Source organism: Streptococcus timonensis (assembly GCF_047460355.1).
Classification (GTDB): domain Bacteria; phylum Bacillota; class Bacilli; order Lactobacillales; family Streptococcaceae; genus Streptococcus; species Streptococcus timonensis_A.
Genome location: NZ_JASHGL010000004.1, coordinates 109,230 through 127,779, shown reverse-complemented (window position 1 = coordinate 127,779; position 18,550 = coordinate 109,230). Strand labels below are relative to the sequence as shown.

Annotated in this window: 17 protein-coding genes; 8 read left to right on the top strand and 9 right to left on the bottom strand. The window is 39.3% G+C overall.

Annotated features, from left to right (window positions below; translation table 11 throughout):
• Positions 1-88: 88 nt before the first annotated feature.
• The gene (locus QM941_RS07430) at positions 89-2,305 is read left to right on the top strand and encodes a RelA/SpoT family protein (protein WP_414339987.1); all 2,217 of its coding nucleotides are present in this window, start codon (positions 89-91) and stop codon (positions 2,303-2,305) included.
• Positions 2,306-2,335: 30 nt separating this feature from the next.
• Positions 2,336-2,779 carry a D-aminoacyl-tRNA deacylase gene (gene dtd / locus QM941_RS07425; RefSeq protein WP_414339986.1) on the top strand — a complete coding sequence of 148 codons (444 nt, stop codon included), beginning with the start codon at positions 2,336-2,338 and terminating at the stop codon, positions 2,777-2,779.
• A 77-nt stretch (positions 2,780-2,856) separates the two neighbouring features.
• Here the strand turns inward: dtd and QM941_RS07420 are convergent, their stop codons facing one another.
• The 5 genes from QM941_RS07420 to QM941_RS07400 form a co-directional block, all read right to left on the bottom strand.
• Positions 2,857-3,507, bottom strand: coding sequence for a metal-dependent transcriptional regulator (locus tag QM941_RS07420; RefSeq protein WP_414339985.1), 651 nt, complete (start codon positions 3,505-3,507; stop codon positions 2,857-2,859).
• An 88-nt stretch (positions 3,508-3,595) separates the two neighbouring features.
• Complete coding sequence (gene tpx / locus QM941_RS07415) at positions 3,596-4,090, bottom strand: thiol peroxidase (protein ID WP_414339984.1); 495 nt, start codon at positions 4,088-4,090, stop codon at positions 3,596-3,598.
• Between the two features lie 118 nt (positions 4,091-4,208).
• Positions 4,209-5,138, bottom strand: coding sequence for a metal ABC transporter substrate-binding lipoprotein/adhesin PsaA (psaA, locus tag QM941_RS07410; protein WP_254730474.1), 930 nt, complete (start codon positions 5,136-5,138; stop codon positions 4,209-4,211).
• A gap of 31 nt (positions 5,139-5,169) precedes the next feature.
• Positions 5,170-6,018, bottom strand: a complete 849-nt coding sequence (locus tag QM941_RS07405; protein ID WP_006148893.1) for a metal ABC transporter permease — start codon at positions 6,016-6,018, stop codon at positions 5,170-5,172.
• A complete protein-coding gene (locus QM941_RS07400) occupies positions 6,015-6,737 on the bottom strand; it encodes a metal ABC transporter ATP-binding protein (RefSeq protein ID WP_075228047.1) in 723 nt (240 codons plus the stop codon). Before QM941_RS07400 ends, QM941_RS07405 begins: the two co-directional genes overlap by 4 nt.
• Before the next feature lie 179 nt (positions 6,738-6,916).
• Between QM941_RS07400 and QM941_RS07395 the strand changes: the two genes are divergently transcribed.
• Together QM941_RS07395 and QM941_RS07390 are read left to right on the top strand one after the other, a co-directional pair.
• Positions 6,917-8,809: a M13 family metallopeptidase gene (locus QM941_RS07395; RefSeq protein ID WP_414339983.1), complete on the top strand. Its 1,893-nt coding sequence runs from the start codon at positions 6,917-6,919 to the stop codon at positions 8,807-8,809.
• Between the two features lie 87 nt (positions 8,810-8,896).
• Complete coding sequence (locus QM941_RS07390; RefSeq protein ID WP_414339982.1) at positions 8,897-9,658, top strand: hypothetical protein; 762 nt, start codon at positions 8,897-8,899, stop codon at positions 9,656-9,658.
• A gap of 103 nt (positions 9,659-9,761) precedes the next feature.
• On the opposite strand, the gene QM941_RS07385 is transcribed toward QM941_RS07390, so the two are convergent.
• The 4 genes from QM941_RS07385 to QM941_RS07370 form a co-directional block, all read right to left on the bottom strand.
• Positions 9,762-10,391: an MBL fold metallo-hydrolase gene (locus tag QM941_RS07385; protein WP_414339981.1), complete on the bottom strand. Its 630-nt coding sequence runs from the start codon at positions 10,389-10,391 to the stop codon at positions 9,762-9,764.
• Between the two features lie 115 nt (positions 10,392-10,506).
• Entirely contained in the window at positions 10,507-11,583 is a 1,077-nt protein-coding gene (locus QM941_RS07380; RefSeq protein ID WP_414339980.1) for a DUF2974 domain-containing protein, read from the bottom strand.
• 110 nt (positions 11,584-11,693) lie between these two features.
• A complete protein-coding gene (locus QM941_RS07375; RefSeq protein WP_414339979.1) occupies positions 11,694-12,470 on the bottom strand; it encodes a ferredoxin reductase in 777 nt (258 codons plus the stop codon).
• 85 nt (positions 12,471-12,555) lie between these two features.
• Positions 12,556-13,125: a TetR/AcrR family transcriptional regulator gene (locus tag QM941_RS07370; RefSeq protein ID WP_414340076.1), complete on the bottom strand. Its 570-nt coding sequence runs from the start codon at positions 13,123-13,125 to the stop codon at positions 12,556-12,558.
• Positions 13,126-13,443: 318 nt separating this feature from the next.
• Here QM941_RS07370 and QM941_RS07365 point away from each other — a divergent pair, with 318 nt between their 5' ends.
• The 4 genes from QM941_RS07365 to QM941_RS07350 all read left to right on the top strand — a co-directional run bounded on the left by QM941_RS07365 (position 13,444) and on the right by QM941_RS07350 (position 18,162).
• Entirely contained in the window at positions 13,444-14,121 is a 678-nt protein-coding gene (locus QM941_RS07365) for a response regulator transcription factor (RefSeq protein WP_414339978.1), read from the top strand.
• Positions 14,114-15,088 (top strand): sensor histidine kinase, encoded by a 975-nt coding sequence (locus QM941_RS07360; protein ID WP_414339977.1) that lies wholly within the window; start codon positions 14,114-14,116, stop codon positions 15,086-15,088. Before QM941_RS07365 ends, QM941_RS07360 begins: the two co-directional genes overlap by 8 nt.
• 325 nt (positions 15,089-15,413) lie before the next feature.
• The gene (locus tag QM941_RS07355) at positions 15,414-16,172 is read left to right on the top strand and encodes an ABC transporter ATP-binding protein (protein WP_006152604.1); all 759 of its coding nucleotides are present in this window, start codon (positions 15,414-15,416) and stop codon (positions 16,170-16,172) included.
• Between the two features lies 1 nt (position 16,173).
• On the top strand, positions 16,174-18,162 hold the full coding sequence (locus QM941_RS07350) for an ABC transporter permease (RefSeq protein WP_414339976.1): 1,989 nt from the start codon (positions 16,174-16,176) through the stop codon (positions 18,160-18,162).
• The last annotated feature ends 388 nt before the right edge of the window (positions 18,163-18,550 follow it).

Below are 18,550 nucleotides of genomic sequence, written 5' to 3'. Positions count from 1 at the left end.
CAGTGTTTTTCTTATAAAGCTCTAGGTTCTTCTAGTTTTCTTATTGTCGAAAAAGTGATAAAATGGTAGGAAGAACTGGAGAGTATGCATGCCCAAAGAAGTAATTTATTCAGGCGATGAAGTCGTCGCTTTAACACAAAAATATTTATTGAAGGAAGATGTGGCTTTTGTGCATAAGGCCTTGGTTTATGCTGTTGAATGCCACAGTGGTCAGTATCGTAAATCTGGCGAACCCTACATCATCCACCCTATTCAGGTAGCGGGAATATTAGCTAAACTCAAGCTAGATGCTGTCACAGTTGCCTGTGGTTTTTTGCATGATGTTGTCGAAGACACAGATGCTAGTTTGGATGATTTAGAGAGAGTTTTTGGTCATGATGTTCGCATTATCGTTGATGGGGTTACTAAATTAGGGAAGGTCGAGTACAAGTCTATCGAAGAGCAGCTGGCAGAAAACCACCGCAAGATGCTTATGGCTATGTCAGAGGATATCCGTGTTATCTTGGTTAAGCTGTCTGACCGTTTGCATAACATGAGAACTCTCCATCACCTCCGTAAAGATAAGCAGGAACGAATTTCTAGAGAAACCATGGAAATCTATGCTCCGCTTGCTCACCGACTAGGGATTTCAAGTGTTAAGTGGGAGCTTGAGGACTTATCATTCCGTTATCTCAATCCAACAGAATTTTACAAGATTACCCATATGATGAAGGAGAAGCGTAGAGAGCGGGAAGAACTTGTCGATGAAGTTGTGACCAAGTTGGAGGAATATACTTCTGAGCGAAATCTCACAGGAAAAATCTACGGTCGTCCAAAGCATATCTACTCTATCTATCGTAAGATGCAAGATAAGAAAAAGCGTTTCGAGGAAATCTATGACCTGATTGCCATTCGCTGTATCTTAGAGACTCATAGTGATGTCTATGCCATGTTGGGTTATGTTCATGAACTTTGGAAACCAATGCCTGGTCGTTTTAAGGATTATATTGCTAACCGAAAGGCTAATGGTTACCAATCTATCCACACCACTGTTTATGGACCAAAAGGCCCTATTGAATTCCAGATTCGTACCAAGGAAATGCACGAGGTTGCTGAGTACGGGGTTGCGGCTCACTGGGCTTATAAAAAAGGAATCAAGGGGCAGGTTAACAATAAAGAATCTGCCATTGGTATGAACTGGATTAAGGAGATGATGGAACTCCAAGATCAGTCCAATGATGCTAAAGATTTCGTAGAAACGGTCAAAGAAAATTACCTAGCAGAAGAAATCTACGTCTTTACTCCAGATGGAGCTGTTCGTTCACTTCCAAAAGACTCTGGACCTATTGACTTTGCCTATGAAATTCATACCAAAATTGGTGAAAAAGCAACAGGTGCCAAGGTTAATGGACGTATGGTTCCTTTAACTACAAAACTGAAAACAGGCGACCAGGTTGAAATTATTACCAATCCAAATTCCTTTGGACCAAGTCGTGACTGGCTTACCATGGTCAAGACCAGCAAGGCTCGGAATAAGATTCGTCAGTTCTTTAAAAATCAAGATAAAGAATTATCGATCAATAAAGGCCGTGAAATGCTCATCAGTCAGTTTCAAGAACATGGCTATGTGGCTAATAAATTCATGGATAAGCGACACATGGATGAGGTTCTCCAAAAAACTAGCTACAAGACAGAAGAATCTCTCTTTGCTGCGATTGGTTTTGGAGAAATTGGTGCTATCACCGTCTTTAATCGCTTAACTGAAAAAGAACGCCGTGAAGAAGAGCGTGCTAAAGCTAAGGCAGAAGCAGAAGAGCTGGTTAAGGGCGGCGAAGTCAAGGTAGAGAACAAGGATACGCTTAAGGTGAAGCATGAGGGTGGGGTTGTCATCCAGGGTGCTTCTGGTCTCTTGGTCCGGATTGCCAAATGTTGTAATCCTGTTCCAGGTGATGATATCGTTGGTTATATTACTAAAGGTCGAGGAGTTGCCATCCACCGTGTTGACTGTATGAACCTTCGTTCGCAGGAAAACTATGAGCAGCGTCTTTTAGATGTTGAGTGGGAAGATCAATTCTCAAGTAAAGAATATATCGCCCACATTGATATCTACGGTCTCAATCGTACAGGTCTTTTGAATGATGTGTTACAGGTCTTGTCAAATACGACCAAAAACATCTCTACTGTAAACGCCCAGCCTACCAAGGATATGAAATTTGCAAATATTCACGTTTCTTTTGGAATTTCAAACCTTTCAACTCTGACAACAGTAGTTGATAAGATTAAGAGTGTACCAGAAGTTTACTCAGTCAAACGTACAAATGGTTAAGTTGGCTCGATAGGTCTAGAAAGGATTTTTATGAAAATCGTTGTTCAGCGAGTCAAACAAGCTCAGGTCTCCATTGAGGGGCAAGTTTATAGCCAAATCAAGCAAGGTTTATTACTTCTAGTGGGAGTTGGTCCTGAAGACCAAGCAGAAGATCTAGACTATGCGGTGAGAAAGCTCGTCAATATGCGTATATTTTCGGATGCAGAGGGAAAGATGAACCTGTCAGTCAAGGATATTGAGGGGGAAATCCTCTCTATCTCTCAATTCACTCTTTTTGCAGATACAAAGAAGGGCAATCGACCAGCGTTTACAGGTGCTGCCAAACCTGATATGGCTGAGGCTTTTTACCAAGACTTAAATCGAGAACTAGCCAAGGAAGTTCCTGTTGAGACAGGTGTCTTCGGAGCTGATATGCAGGTGGAACTGATCAATGATGGTCCAGTAACCATCATCCTCGATACCAAGAATAAATAAGAAAAACCAAGCATACAAGCTTGGTTTTTCTCATCTATAAAATCCCTAAAAGACAAAGCTTCTGGGGATAAGGAGGGTCAGTTCATTTTTTCAACATAGAGTTGCTTAGCGATTTCGAGACTGACTTGAAGTTCTTCATGGTTGTGAATCAGAGTAAAAGTATTACTGAAGCCATCAAACTGTTTGACTTGAAGTTGGTCTCCAATATGGATGCCATGTTTTTCCAAATATTGAAGAAGTTCAAAGCTATCATGGACTCTTGTGAGAAGGTAGCTTCCTGCTTCTTTGATATCAGAAAGTGGCAGGTTATTGATCTCAACCAGAAGTTCACCCTTGGCAGGAATAGTACCACCATGGGGACAGGTCTTTGGAAAACCTAACATACTTTCTAATCTCTCCACAAAAAGGTCTGATACAGTATGTTCTAGCACTTCAGCTTCTTCGTGGATCTGATTGCTGGTATAGTCTAGATGGTGAACTAAGAATACCTCAATAAGGCGGTGTTTGCGATAAAGCTCAGAAACTAGTCTCAAACCAATGTCTGTCAGCAAATAGCCATTTTCTTTATTCTTTAGAATGAGATTTTCAGATTGCATGCGCTTGATCATTTCAGTTACCGCCGGAGGAGATACCTGCATCCGAGCAGCAATTTCTTTGTTGGTGATTTTAGGAACTTCCATGCCAATCTCATAAATACATTTTAAGTAATCTTCTTTGTTTGGGGTCATTGCTTTTTCCTTGTTTATTATCTGTAACTAGTATATCAAAAAAAGCCAGATTTCTCTAGCTTTCTGCTATATAGAGAGATAGCTTTCTCTAGTTGAGAGCTTTAGCAGCAGAAATTGCTGCTTCAAAGTCGGGTTCAGAATTAATATTATCCACGTATTCGACGTAGCGGATGGTATTATTGGCATCGAGAACAAAAACGGCTCGAGCAAGCAGATGCCATTCATTGATTAAGAGGGCATAATCGCGCCCAAAGGAGTGGTCGAAATAGTCTGATAGCATGATGGCATTTTCAATTCCTTCTGCACCGCACCAGCGTTTTTGAGCAAATGGAAGGTCCATAGATACGGTTAGGACTACAGTATTGTCTAAGCTAGCCAGTTCTTCATTGAATCGACGAGTTTGAAGGGAACAAATTCCAGTATCGATAGAAGGAACCACACTTAAAATCTTTTTCTTTCCATCAAAGTCTGATAGTGATTTTTTAGAAAGGTCAGTTGTTGTTAGAGAGAAGTCAAGAGCCTTGTCTCCTACTTGTAGTTGTTTTCCTGTAAAAGTCACAGGATTTCCAAGGAATGTAGTCATAAGCTACTCCAATCTTTTTTCTTTCATTTTACATTGAAACGTCAGATTTTCCCAATAATTTGACCGGAATTTGAATCAAAAAAACGCCAATTCCGTGAGAACGACGTTTTTTAAATGTTTATTTTGCCAATCCTTCAGCAATCTTGTCAAGGTTGTATTTCATCATGTTGTAGTAGCTGTCGCCTTCTTTACCTTGTTCTGCGATAGAGTCAGTAAAGATTTGTGCGTAGATTGGGATGTTTGTGTCTTGTGAAACAGTCTTCATTGGACGATCATCGACACTGGACTCAACAAATAGTGATGGGACTTTCATTTGGCGAAGTTTTTCAACCAAGGTCTTGATTTGGTCAGGAGTTCCTTCTTCTTCAGTATTGATTTCCCAAATATAGGCACTTGGGACACCGTAGGCTTTAGAGAAGTATTTGAAGCATCCTTCACTGGTTACGATGAGTTTTTTCTCAGCAGGAATATTGTCGAATTTAGCTTTAGCTTCCTTGTCAAGTTTGTCTAGCTTATCAGTATATTCTTTGAGATTTTTTTCGTAAAATTCTTTGTTGCTAGGGTCTTTAGCGCTCAATTGTTTTGCGATGTTTTTAGCAAAGATGATCCCATTTTCAAGGTTGAGCCAAGCGTGTGGGTCTTCTTTGCCTTTTTCGTTTTGACCTTCAAGGTAGATAACATCAACGCCTTCGCTGACTGCAAAGTAGTCTTTGTTTTCAGTTTTCTTGGCATTTTCTACCAATTTTGTAAACCAAGCATTTCCACCTGTTTCAAGGTTGATACCGTTATAGAAAATCAAATCAGCTTGAGAAGTTTTCTTGACGTCTTCAGGTAGTGGTTCGTATTCGTGTGGGTCTTGACCAACAGGAACGATACTGTGAAGATCAATCTTGTCACCAGCAATATTTTTAGTAATATCAGCGATGATTGAGTTTGTGGCAACAACTTTTAGTTTTTGACCAGAAGCTGCATCTTTTTTTCCACTAGCACATGCTACAAGAGCAATGACGGAAAGAAAGAGAACGAGTAATGTACCTAATTTTTTCATTAGATCCTCCAATTTATTGGGGTTTTGCCCCTTATTTTAACAAATGTTTATTTTTCAGTTTCAAATATCGTTGTTTTGGAGCGATAAAGAAGCTAATGAGAAAGAAACTAGCAGCTGTGAGCACGATACTAGAACCTGCCGCAACGTTAAAGCTATAGCCGATAAAGAGTCCCAAAACTGAAGCTGTAGCTCCAAAGGTTGAGGAAAGGAAAATCATACTTTTCAGGCTATTAGCATACAGATAAGCAGTTGCAGCTGGGGTAATCAGCATGGCTACAATCAGGATAGTTCCGACACTTTGCATTGCTGTCACAGACACCAGAGTTAGGAGTACCATGAGTAAGTAGTGATAGAAATTGACAGGCATTCCCATGGCTTTAGCCAAGAGTTCATCAAAGGACGTTATCAAGAGTTGCTTGAAGAAAATCCAGATTAACAAGAGAATGGCTGCCCCTACACCCATAGTAATAAACATATCTGTATCTTGAACAGCAAGAATATTACCAAAAAGGATATGGAAAAGGTCAGTTGAACTTTTAGCGACACTAATCAAGATGATACCGAGGGCTAAGAAAGAAGAAAAGGTAATGCCGATGGCGGTATCGCTTTTGACAATCGAGTTTCCCTTGATGTAGGTAATGATGATAGCAGCTAGCAGTCCAAAGACAATGGCTCCGATAAAGAAGTCAATGCCCAAGATGAAGGAGAGGGCTACACCTGGTAACACAGCATGTGAAATGGCATCTCCCATGAGTGACATCCCACGTAGAATGATGAAACATCCTACAGCTCCAGCTACGACCCCGATAACAATAGCTGTTATCAAGGCATTTTGTAAGAAATGGAATTTTTGCAATCCATCTATAAATTCTGCAATCATAGGTCACCTCCATTGAAAAAGAGTCGATTACCGTAAGCTTCTTTGAGATTGGCTTGGGTAAAGGTTTCTTTGGTCGGACCAAAAGCAATCACTTCTCGATTGACAAGCAAGACTTGATCGAAGTAGTTGGGAACCTTGCTGAGGTCGTGGTGGACGATGAGAACCGTCTTCCCAGCTTTTTTCAGATCTCTCAGCGTATTCATGATAATCTCTTCACTGACTGAGTCAATCCCCACAAAGGGTTCATCTAAGAGGATATAGTCGGCTTCCTGCACCAAACATCTGGCAATCAAGACCCGCTGGAACTGACCTCCAGAGAGTTGACTGATTTGACGTTCAGCGTAGTCAGCTAGGTCGACGATTTCAAGGGCCTCTTGCACTTTCTTCCAATGTTTAGCATTTAAACTTCGAAAGAGAGGAATAGAGGGAAATAGTCCTAACGAGACGCATTCCTTGACCTTGATGGGAAAGTTGTAGTCGATATTGATTTTTTGTTCGACATAGGCGATTCGATGTAAGGATTTTTTAACTTCCTTGTCATCGAGAAATGCCTGACCTTGATGTGGGATAATTCCCAGCATACCTTTTAATAATGTTGATTTCCCAGCGCCGTTTGGACCAATAATTCCGGTAATCGTTGGTCCTTGGAGCACTAGTGAAATATCCTTTAGTGCCAACGTTTCTTTGTAGGAGACACTGAGGTTTTCGATACGTATCATACAGTTATATTCCTCCTATCTTTTAATATACATTAAAATAAAAATTAAGTCAAGTTAATTTTTGTAAATATTTAAAATATTAACTAGAAAACAATCAGGAGAAGACGGTATTTTTAATTGCATTCCCCAGGGATTTTTGCTAAGCTAGGAATAAGTGAAAATAGGAAAGCGAGAACAAGATGACACGTTATCAAGATGATTTTTATGATGCTATAAATGGTGAGTGGGAAAAGACTGCTGTTATTCCAGCCGATAAATCGAGAACAGGTGGTTTTATCGACCTTGACGAAGAAATTGAAGAGTTGATGCTAACGACGACTGACAAATGGTTGGCAGGAGAAGATGTGCCAGAAGATGCTATCTTGGCAAATTTTGTCAAGTACCATAGTATGGTCAGAGATTTCGATAAGCGAGAAGCAGATGGAATTGAACCAGTCCTTCCTTTATTGAAGGAATACCAGAATTTAGAAAGTTTTGCGGATTTCGCAAGTAAACTAGCAGCATTTGAATTAGCTGGTAAACCAAACTTCCTTCCATTTGGAGTATCACCAGACTTTATGGATGCTAGAACCAATGTTCTCTGGGCTAGTGCTCCAGGAACTATCTTGCCTGACACAACCTACTATGCGGAAGACCATCCTCAGCGTGAGGAATTATTGAATCTTTGGAAAGAAAGTACTTCTAATCTCCTCAAAGCCTATAACTTCTCAGATGAAGAAATCGAAGACTTGCTAGAGAAACGATTGGAATTGGACCGCCGTATCGCAGCAGTAGTCCTCTCTAATGAAGAAAGTTCAGAATATGCTAAACTCTACCATCCATATTCTTATGAAGATTTCAAAAAGTTTGCTCCTGCACTTCCTTTAGATGATTTTTTCCAAGCGGTGATTGGACAAACACCAGACAAGATTATCGTAGATGAAGAACGTTTCTGGCAAGCAGCAGAGCAATTCTATAGTGAAGAAGCTTGGCCTTTGCTCAAGGCAGGCTTGATCTTAGGTGTAGTCAATCTTTCAACGAGCTATTTGACAGATGAGATTCGTATCTTGTCAGGTGCCTACGGACGAGCTCTTTCAGGAGTTCCAGAGGCTCAAGACAAACGCAAGGCAGCTTACCACTTAGCTCAAGGACCATTCAAACAAGCCCTTGGTCTTTGGTATGCCCACGAAAAATTCTCTCCAGAAGCCAAGGCAGACGTAGAGAAAAAAGTAGCGACCATGATTGACGTTTATAAGGAACGTTTGGCTAAAAATGACTGGCTGACTCCTGAAACTCGAGAAAAAGCTATCGTCAAACTCAATGTCATCAAGCCTTATATTGGTTATCCAGAAGAACTGCCAGCTCGCTATAAGGACAAGGTAGTGGATGAATCTGCTAGTCTCTTTGAGAATGCTCTAGCCTTTGCGCGTGTTGAAATCAAGCACAGCTGGAGCAAGTGGAACCAGCCAGTTGACTATAAGGAGTGGGGAATGCCTGCTCATATGGTGAATGCCTACTACAATCCACAAAAGAACTTGATTGTCTTCCCAGCTGCTATTTTACAGGCTCCATTCTATGACTTGCATCAGTCGTCTTCTGCCAACTACGGTGGTATTGGTGCGGTTATTGCCCACGAGATTTCTCATGCTTTTGACACAAATGGAGCTTCCTTTGATGAAAATGGAAGTCTCAAGGATTGGTGGACTGAGAGCGACTATGCTGCCTTTAAAGAGAAAACGCAGAAGGTTATCGACCAGTTTGATGGTCAAGAATCTTACGGTGCAAAAATCAATGGGAAACTAACTGTATCCGAAAACGTTGCTGACCTTGGAGGAATCGCTGCAGCGCTAGAAGCTGCTAAGAGAGAGCCAGACTTCTCAGCTGAAGAGTTCTTCCATAACTTTGCTCGTATCTGGCGTATGAAAGGTCGCCCAGAGTTGATGAAACTCATGGCCAGCGTTGATGTGCACGCCCCAGCTAAACTCCGTGTTAACGTCCAAGTGCCAAACTTTGATGACTTCTTTACAACCTATGATGTCAAAGAAGGCGACGGAATGTGGCGTGCACCAGAAGACCGTGTGATTATTTGGTAAAGTGATTCCTTAACCAAGTATAACTTAGTGTTAATGACTCGTTTTTGAAGTTTATCAATCAGAAAATGAAATGCTATCGAGGTTAACATGAAGAAATTTTTAATGATACTTTCAGCTATTCTTTTGATTTCAGTTTTGGCATCTTGTGCACTCAATAAAAATAATAGCAGTACAGAACCGTCATCTGCACTATCATCTGTTTCCAAAGACGATAAGACTAGTGCATCAACAGAAGCAAAGACTGGAAATACAAGTGAATCGTCAACCAAGGCATCACAATCGACTGCTGAAAATAAGAAGGAAACTGGTCGAGATTTGTATAAAGATGTGATTAAACGCTATAATCACTATACAGAGCTTTTAAAACAAGGTAATAGAAAAGATCTCGCAGAGGAGATCAAACAAAATAATATTGCTTCAGAGGAATATGACATGATTTTCTCGCGAATGGATCGAAAAGCACCGGACTTTAAATATGCCCTTGTTGATTTGAACAAGGATGGTCAATACGAGTTGCTTATTGGAGATGAAAAATTTGTATCAGCCATTTATTATTTGGAAAATCAAAAGACTAACTTACTTCACACAGCTTATATACCTTCTGCAGGTGGTTTTCGCTCAGGATTTGTCATTTACGAAAATGGTCAAGTCTGTTATGCAGACTGGCATTCAACTCATCCAGAAATGAACCTGGCTCTATATTCATTTGATAAAAATGGAGTGCAGAAGGTGAAAGAAGCAACTATTCAAATTGGTGGCAATGAAAAAGCAGAGCAAGTCTTAGAGATTTCATCTAATGAACTTGATTTAGCTAAATTTGATTGGAAAGTATTTGAGCCAGTCAACTAGAATTAAATGAAATTCAATACTAGGTTAAATTCTAAGATCAAAGAATGGAGAATTGAATAGCAGTACACAAAAACCAAGGAAGCTATCCTTGGTTTTTTGCTTGCTAGAAAAATGGATTAAAAGTTTTTTCGTGGGCGATAGTCGTAGCAGGTCCATGACCTGGGTAAACATCATAGTTTGGTAGGGTGAATAGCTGATTGCGAATACTGTCAAGCATTTGCTCCAAACTACCTGTCGGGAGGTCATCACGGCCAATTGTTTCACGGAAGAGCGTATCTCCGGTTAAGACCAAGTGTCCATCTGGGAAAACCAATGAAACTCCGCCGATAGAGTGGCCTGGCGTAGGTAAGACTGTGAAGCGGAATTCTTCAATCTGGTATTCTTCATGAAAGACATAAGTGTGTTCAGCTGGTTTGCAGATGACATCCGCCATATCATCGTGTCGAGGGAGTCCTGAAAGGTTGTCAACAGGAGTATAGAGCCAAGAAGCTTCACTCTCTGCTACATAGACTGGAGGATTTCCAAAAGTATCTCTAACCAAATCTAGACTTAAGATATGATCATAGTGGGTATGGGTCAGGAGAATAGCGCAGATAGGTTTGTTAATGGTCTCAATAACGCTACGAATCTCAGCCCAATGGCTACCAGGATCAACCACGATTAGGTGATTCTCACCTTCAATGTAGTAGGTGTTTTCATAAGCAACAGGATTCACGGTTCTGTGAATTTTCATAAGTTCTCCAATCTCATAGAATATACTGCTACTAGTATAACACAGAAGAGAAAAATTAGGAACAAATAGGAACAATCAAGAAAGTCCCTCCATAAAGGAAGGGACTTTTAACTCATTAAAAATGATTTTTCCAAGCTTGGAAGCGGGCATCCAGTAGGAGTTGTGTCAGGTTTCTTAAGATTTCGACTTGCTCGGGCTCTAGTGTTTGAGCTTGGGAAACCAGTTGATGAATGTGTTCGATAGCACCGGTAGAAGATAAATCATTGATAGAATTGATCCCAGACTCTAAAATAGTTCCAAAGAAGAGATTGAAATAGAGCTCTAGTTCTTCATCCGGGACACTGTTCATCCATTCCTTTAGAGTGTCTTTGATTTGTAGACTTTCTCTACTAATTTCCTCTAGTTGGACAAAGTGAGTTCCTTCAGTTTGCCAGCTGAAAGTATTGTGTTGGGCGATACCACCTAAGGCCAGACTGCGCACAACAATAGGAGTATCAGGAACTTCAAGCATCATTCCAATGACGGATCCCTGGGGGACATAACGGTGAATTTTTGGGATTACTTCCTGATAGCCGCTGGTTTCAGTCAGATGAGCCTGCAAACCAGGAGCATCGTAGGTATAAACAGCAGATATTTTTTCCTGCAAATCAGGTTGGATTTGACTGGCAGCATAGACAGCTAGATTACCACCTTTAGAATGTCCGGCAATGATTACTTCTTGCTTTGGATATTGTTTAAAGAAATCCTCCAAGTATTCAAGAGCATGTTTTTGGGCAGGAATTTCCTTCATATAGGTCATATGGAAATCTTCCTTCCAGCCAATAATACTATCGTCTGTGCCACGAAAGACAATCAGATAGGTATCTAGATTCAGACGATAGGTCATCGCAGCGAATTGTTTTTGGAGTTCCACATCAATATCATTAACGAAGTTAGAAAGCTTGCTATTTTTAAAACGCTTGTGTTGGGAGAGTTGGTCTAAGAGTTGTAGACGTTCTTTATTGGTCAACATGGTGCTTTCTCGTGGGACACGTGTTGCGACATCGCTTAAACGATTGACGGATTGGTCTAATAAGTTATCAAAAGGAAGATAAGTCAGCTCTGTCAAAGCAAGTACATCCAGTTCATTTAAGGGAATATCGTAAAAAGAATCGTATTGAACATAGGTAAGATAGTCAAAAATATTGGCCATAAAAGCTCCTTCTCTATGTTTATTCTATCACATTTACCTAGAATTAGCTAGTGGGCTTGTTCGAATGACCTACTAGGGTTTGATTGAAATACATAGAAGATAGATTGCTCCTATTTCAAACCTCTAAACGAGCTTACTTGTATATTTTTGCTATCAATCCCATTTTCTTTTAGAAAATTCTTCATCTCATTTACATCATCAGGCTGACCTGTGATGAGATAGCTGGCTTGATTGCCGTATTCATCAATAGCACGTTTTAAAAATTCTTGACTTTGAGAAAGTTCATCGCTAGTTTTATAAGTGAAATTCGGTGTTTTTTGAGCAAGTTCTTTCATCTCATTATCGAAAATAGTAACTCCTTTATCAAAATGGTTGAGAATAATCGGACATTTACCAGCCCATTCTTTGATAAGAGGGCGTAGAGCAGAAATGCCGACATCAGATGCAAAGCAAACTAGTGGCTTATTCGTATCTTTAACAGTCAAAGAGGAATCCAGCCAACTCATCTCAATCTCACTGCCAGCCGGTAAATGTGTTAAGGTGTTCTTAAAGTTACTACCGCTATTATGAGTCAAAATGAGAATTTCATCTTCATCAGGTGTGGAGGCAATGGTTAGCCATCGACTGGTTTGCTCTCCCTTAGCTTCATATTTACTAGCAGTAGACGAGGTATCAGGGAGTGTAAACTTAGCATAAGCCCCAGCTTTCCAGATTTGATGACTCGGTTTTGTGATATGAATTAAATATAGATCTCCGCTGGGGTTTTCGATGGATTTTATCGATAATGTCTGGCTTCGTCCAAGATAAGCGATGGCACCCCAAGTTATAATACATAGCGCTCCAAGTGTTGATAGAATGATAATAAACATTTTTTTACCTCTTTTCATTTTTTATGACTCCTGTTCTTAATTTTATGAATGAACTACAAAAAAATTCATTCATATATTTTCAAAAAATAAAGAAATCCATTCTTTATTTTAGAACTCCTTTAATGAAGTTGGTTGCAAGTATTTCAACAGTTTTGCCAATATTTGGAAAATCTTTTTCCGTGATATGCATATCCATATAGTAAAACAGATTATAAACCTGTAAAATATCTTGAATCTTTTCTGGCGAGTACCCTTCAGCCTGCATACGATTTGTAAAAGTTTTTACTAGAAATTGATGAAAAGGATTTGCGACTTTGCCTTCTTCCGAGGAATAGTAACTGTGCAACTCATCTGCGATGGCAGGATTGTACCATTCTGCAAGGATTTTATTGGAAGAAACGAGAGTTCTAGACTGAGCAAATAGTTGACCAATGAGGTCGATCATGTCAATTTCCCAATCCAGTTCTTCGATCATAGCTTGGCGAACACGGTTGTTTTCATCTATATAGATGTCTAGAAAAATGGCTTCTTTACTCTCGTAATAGTTATAAAAAGAACCAACTGCAACACCAGCTTGCCTAGCAATTTCTGAAATTCCTGTTGCCTTGTAACCTTTTTTCGAAAAAACTTCATAGGCTGCTGTCTTTAAAGATTGTTTTTTGTCCAATATGATTTAACCTCCTTTGCTTTATGAATGAATAAACCTATTCGTTCATTCATATTTTAACAAATCATGGCTAGCTTGTCAATAAGAAGGCTAGATCTATTAAATAAGTTAAAGAAACGCTAACTAAATGAGCACAAAAGGAAAATATAGGATAAGGCTGGAACTATAGTTAAAAATAAGGTATGATATCAATGGGATTATTCTTTATTTAGCTTTCGTTTCCGAATCTGGATTTGAAAGATAAATAGCCAAATAGTTGAGTTACTAATTCATAGATTTTTTATTAAGGTTTTTGATTTTTGAACAAGAGTAAAGGAGGAGCGCATGCACAAGATTTTACTAGTAGAAGATGATCCAGTAATCCGTCAACAAGTTGGGAAAATGCTCTCCGAATGGGGTTTTGAAGTAGTTATGGTAGAAGACTTTATGGAAGTTCTAACGCTATTTGCTCAATCTGAGCCTCATCTGGTCCTGATGGATATTGGTCTTCCCTTGTTTAATGGTTATCATTGGTGCCAGGAAATCCGTAAGATTTCAAAAGTTCCCATTATGTTTCTGTCTTCGAGAGACCAGGCTATGGATATCGTGATGGCTATTAATATGGGAGCTGACGATTTTGTGACCAAGCCTTTTGACCAGCAGGTCCTTTTAGCTAAGGTACAGGGATTATTGCGCCGCTCTTATGAATTTGGGCGGGATGAAAGTCTCTTGGAGTATGCAGGAGTTATCCTCAATACCAAGTCGATGGATGTGCATGTCAATGGAAAAACTATCAGTTTAACAAAGAATGAATTTCAAATCCTGCGTGTCTTATTTGAACATGCAGGTAATATCGTGGCGCGTGATGATCTGATGCGAGAACTCTGGAATAGTGACTTTTTCATCGACGATAATACTCTTTCTGTTAATGTTGCGCGCTTGCGTAAAAAGTTGGAAGAGCAAGGTTTGGTAGGATTTATTGAAACTAAGAAAGGGATAGGATACGGGTTAAAACATGCTTAATTGGAGACAATTTTTTCTAGCCTATCTTCACTCACGGATTCGACTTCTAGTCTTCATTTTTTTGATTAGCTGCCTTGCCCTCGCCTTTCACATTTTATTTACAAATCTAGGTTCTTACTTTCTTTACTTCTTTCTGCTTTGTAGTTTTCTAACCCTTTTATTTTTCATCTGGGATATCCTAGTAGAAGCAGAAGTTTATCGTAAGGAAATGCTTTATTCTGAAAGAGAACCAAAATCTCCTTTGGAATGTGCTCTAGCAGAAAAATTGGACGAACGCGAAGCTGAGCTTTATCAAAAGAAATCAGAAGCGGAAAGCAAGCTAACAGATTTACTAGACTACTATACCTTGTGGGTGCATCAAATCAAGACCCCCATAGCAGCAATCCGTCTATTAGTGGCAGAAGTTTCTGAACGAGAGCTTAAGCGACAATTGGAACAAGAAATTTTCAAAATTGATTCTTATACCAACTTGGTTTTGCAATACCTACGCTTAGAAAGCTTCCATGATGATTTAGTTTTGAAAAAAGAAAATATAGAAGATCTGGTCAAGGAAGTCATTCGTAAATATGCAATTTTCTTTATCCAGAAAAGCCTAAGTATTAATATGCATGACTTGGATAGAAGCATTGTGACGGATAAAAAATGGTTGTTGGTGGTCATTGAACAAATCCTGTCAAATAGCCTTAAGTACACAAATGAAGGTGGGATTGAAGTCTACATGGACGGTCAAGAACTTTGCATCAAGGATACTGGGATTGGTATCAAAAACAGTGATCGGTTGCGAGTCTTTGAACGTGGATTTTCAGGATATAATGGTCGAATGACCCAGCAGTCATCTGGACTTGGTCTCTATTTAACCCAGAAAATTAGCCAAGAATTAGGTCATCAAATCCGTATCGAATCTGAACTTGGTCAAGGAACAACGGTGAGGATTAAATTCTCTGAAGTGAATTTACTGATTGAATGAAAAGAATTGTGAAGAGCTTGGAAGAAACCTTTCAAGCTCTTCTTTAGACCTTGATATTGTGAGAAAAAAGGCTTCAATTAGATAAAAAATGTAATCTTACAAAAATGTAAGATTAAAGCTCCATTTGTAAGGTTATGTTATGGAACCAACTCTTTTTTTAGAGTACACTTTATATCATAAAGATAAAGGAGCGAAACTATGAAAAATATTTTACAAAAGAAACAAACAAGTAAACCGAGTCTAAAGGATATCGAGCGAGTTGAGCTCGGCATTCAAATGATGCAGGCTCAGTTTCAATTAATGGGATATTAAGAAGGAGATTATCATGACACTATTAGATGTAAAACACGTTCAAAAGATTTATAAAACTCGCTTTCAAGGCAACCAAGTAGAAGCCCTGAAAGATATTCACTTTACCGTTGAAAAAGGCGACTACGTTGCTATCATGGGTGAGTCTGGATCCGGTAAATCAACCCTACTCAATATTCTAGCTATGCTTGACAAGCCAACGCGTGGACAGGTCTTCCTAAATGGAACTGACACAGCTACCATTAAAAATTCTGAAGCATCAAGCTTCCGTCGTGAAAAGTTAGGCTTTGTCTTCCAAGACTTCAATTTGTTAGATACGCTTTCTGTTAAAGACAATATCTTACTCCCTTTGGTATTGTCTAGAAAGCCTATTACAGAAATGATGAAAAAATTGGTCGTGACGGCCGAAAATCTTGGCATCAACCAATTGCAGGAGAAGTACCCTTATGAAATCTCTGGAGGGCAAAAACAACGGGTTGCAGTTGCACGAGCTATCATCACAGAACCAGAAATTCTCCTTGCGGACGAGCCAACAGGTGCCCTAGACTCTAAATCATCTGCAGCCCTCCTTGATATCTTTGATCAGATCAACGAACAAGGGCAAACCATTCTCATGGTAACCCACTCGACAGCTGCGGCCAGCCGTGCAAAACGTGTTCTTTTCATCAAGGACGGTATTCTCTATAATCAAATTTACCGTGGTGAAAAGACGGATCGTCAGATGTTCCAAGAAATCTCTGACACCTTGACTGTTATGGCAAGTGAGGTGAACTAGTATGTTTCGATTAACCAATAAGTTGGCCATATCCAACTTAATCAAAAACCACAAACTCTATTATCCCTTTGCACTGGCTGTTCTCTTAGCAGTCACTATCAGCTATCTCTTTTACTCTCTGACCTTCAATCCCAAGATTGCGGAAATCCGTGGAGGTGAAACGATTCAAGCTACTCTTGGATTTGGTATGTTTGTCGTCACCCTTGCGTCAGCCATTATCGTCCTCTATGCCAATAGTTTTGTCATGAAAAATCGTTCTAAGGAACTAGGAATTTATGGCATGTTGGGCTTGGAGAAGCGCCATCTGATTAGTATGACTTTTAAGGAACTCTTGATATTTGGGCTAGTAACAGTCACTGCTGGGATTGGTATTGGTGCCCTCTTTGACAATCTGATTTTCGCTTTCTTGCTCAAACTGATGAAATTAAAGGTTGAACTGGTCGCTACCTTCCAGATGAAAGTTGTCATTACAGTACTTGTTGTTTTTGGCTTGATTTTCCTAGGTCTCATGTTCCTAAATGCCCTTCGAATCGCCCGCATGAATGCCCTCCAGCTCTCACGTGAGAAAGCTAGTGGTGAGAAAAAAGGTCGTTTCCTACCTCTCCAAACTATTCTTGGTTCTATTAGTTTAGGGATTGGCTATTATCTTGCCCTTACGGTAAAAGATCCCCTTACAGCTCTCACAACTTTCTTCCTAGCTGTTTTACTAGTTATCTTTGGGACCTATCTCTTGTTTAATGCAGGGATTACAGTTTTCCTTCAAATCTTAAAGAAAAATAAAAAATACTATTACCAACCAAATAATCTCATCTCAGTGTCCAACTTGATTTTCCGTATGAAGAAAAATGCGGTTGGACTGGCAACTATCGCAATTTTGTCAACCATGGTTTTGGTAACCATGTCAGCAGCGACAAGCATTTTCAATGCCTCAGAAAGCTTTAAAAAAGTTCTAAATCCTCATGATTTTGGGGTTTCAGGGCAAAATGTTGATAAAGAAGATTTGGACAAACTCTTGAGCCAGTTTGCAAGTGACAAAGGTTATACGATTAAAGAGAAAGAAGTGCTTCGTTATACTTACTTTGGTGTTGCGAACCAAGAAGGAACTAAGTTAACCATTTTTGAAAAAGGACAAAACCGTGTCCAACCCACAACAGTTTTCATGGTATTTGACCAAAAAGATTATGAAAATATGACTGGTCAAAAACTGTCTCTATCAGGAAATGAGGTCGGACTCTTTGCAAAGAATGAGGGAGTTAAAGAACAGAAAGCTCTAACTCTAAATGACCATCAATTTTCTGTAAAAGAAGAATTTAATAAAGATTTCATTGTCAACCATGTCCCAAATCAGTTTAATATTTTGACTGCTGATTACAATTACCTTGTTGTGCCTGATTTACAAGCCTTTTTGGATCAATTCCCAGATTCGGCTATCTATAATCAGTTTTACGGTGGCATGAATGTAAATGCCAGCGAAGAAGAACAACTCAAGGTCGCTGACGAGTATGAAAAATATCTACAAAAGTTTAATGCTCAATTAAACACTGAAGGTAGCTATGTTTATGGTAGTAATCTATCAGATGCTAGTGCTCAGATGAGTGCCCTCTTTGGTGGTGTTTTCTTTATCGGTATTTTCCTATCCATTATCTTTATGGTCGGAACTGTTCTGGTCATCTACTATAAACAAATCTCAGAAGGTTATGAAGACCGTGAACGTTTTGTCATCCTGCAAAAAGTGGGCTTGGATCAAAAACAAATCAAACAAACTATTAACAAGCAAGTCTTGACTGTTTTCTTCCTCCCTGTAATATTTGCTTTCCTACACTTGGCATTTGCCTATCATATGCTAAGTTTGATTCTTAAGGTCATTGGGGTTGTGGATACAGCCATGATGTTAAGCGTAACTCTTTCCATTTGTGGTATCTTTGCTTTAGTCTATGTCCTAATCTTTATGATTACTTCAAGAAGTTATCGTAAGATTGTTCAAATATAAAAATAAAGGATGTAATGTAAAGTCTGAAAGTTATTTTGACAGAGGAATCCTAGATTATATTGGATACCTATCTTAGTAGCCATAATTTGCGGGCTTACCTAGGGGATCGCAACAGTATGGGCGATTTGCATGATGCAAAATTGGAAAACCAGACTCACTCATCATGCTTAATCATTAAACTGCATCTTCTTATATAGGAGATGCAGTTTTTTGTTCTTAGAAAAAGGTGACCAGAATTTTTTCCGTTCTCTATCTTCTAAATTGATTGAGTTCTTCAAAGAAAGGTTGTATAATTTTTGATATAATATCAAGGATGGACTGATGGATAGTTAAAAGATAATGTTCAAAAGAATGACAGGTGAGAATTAAAAATATGTCAGTTTGGACA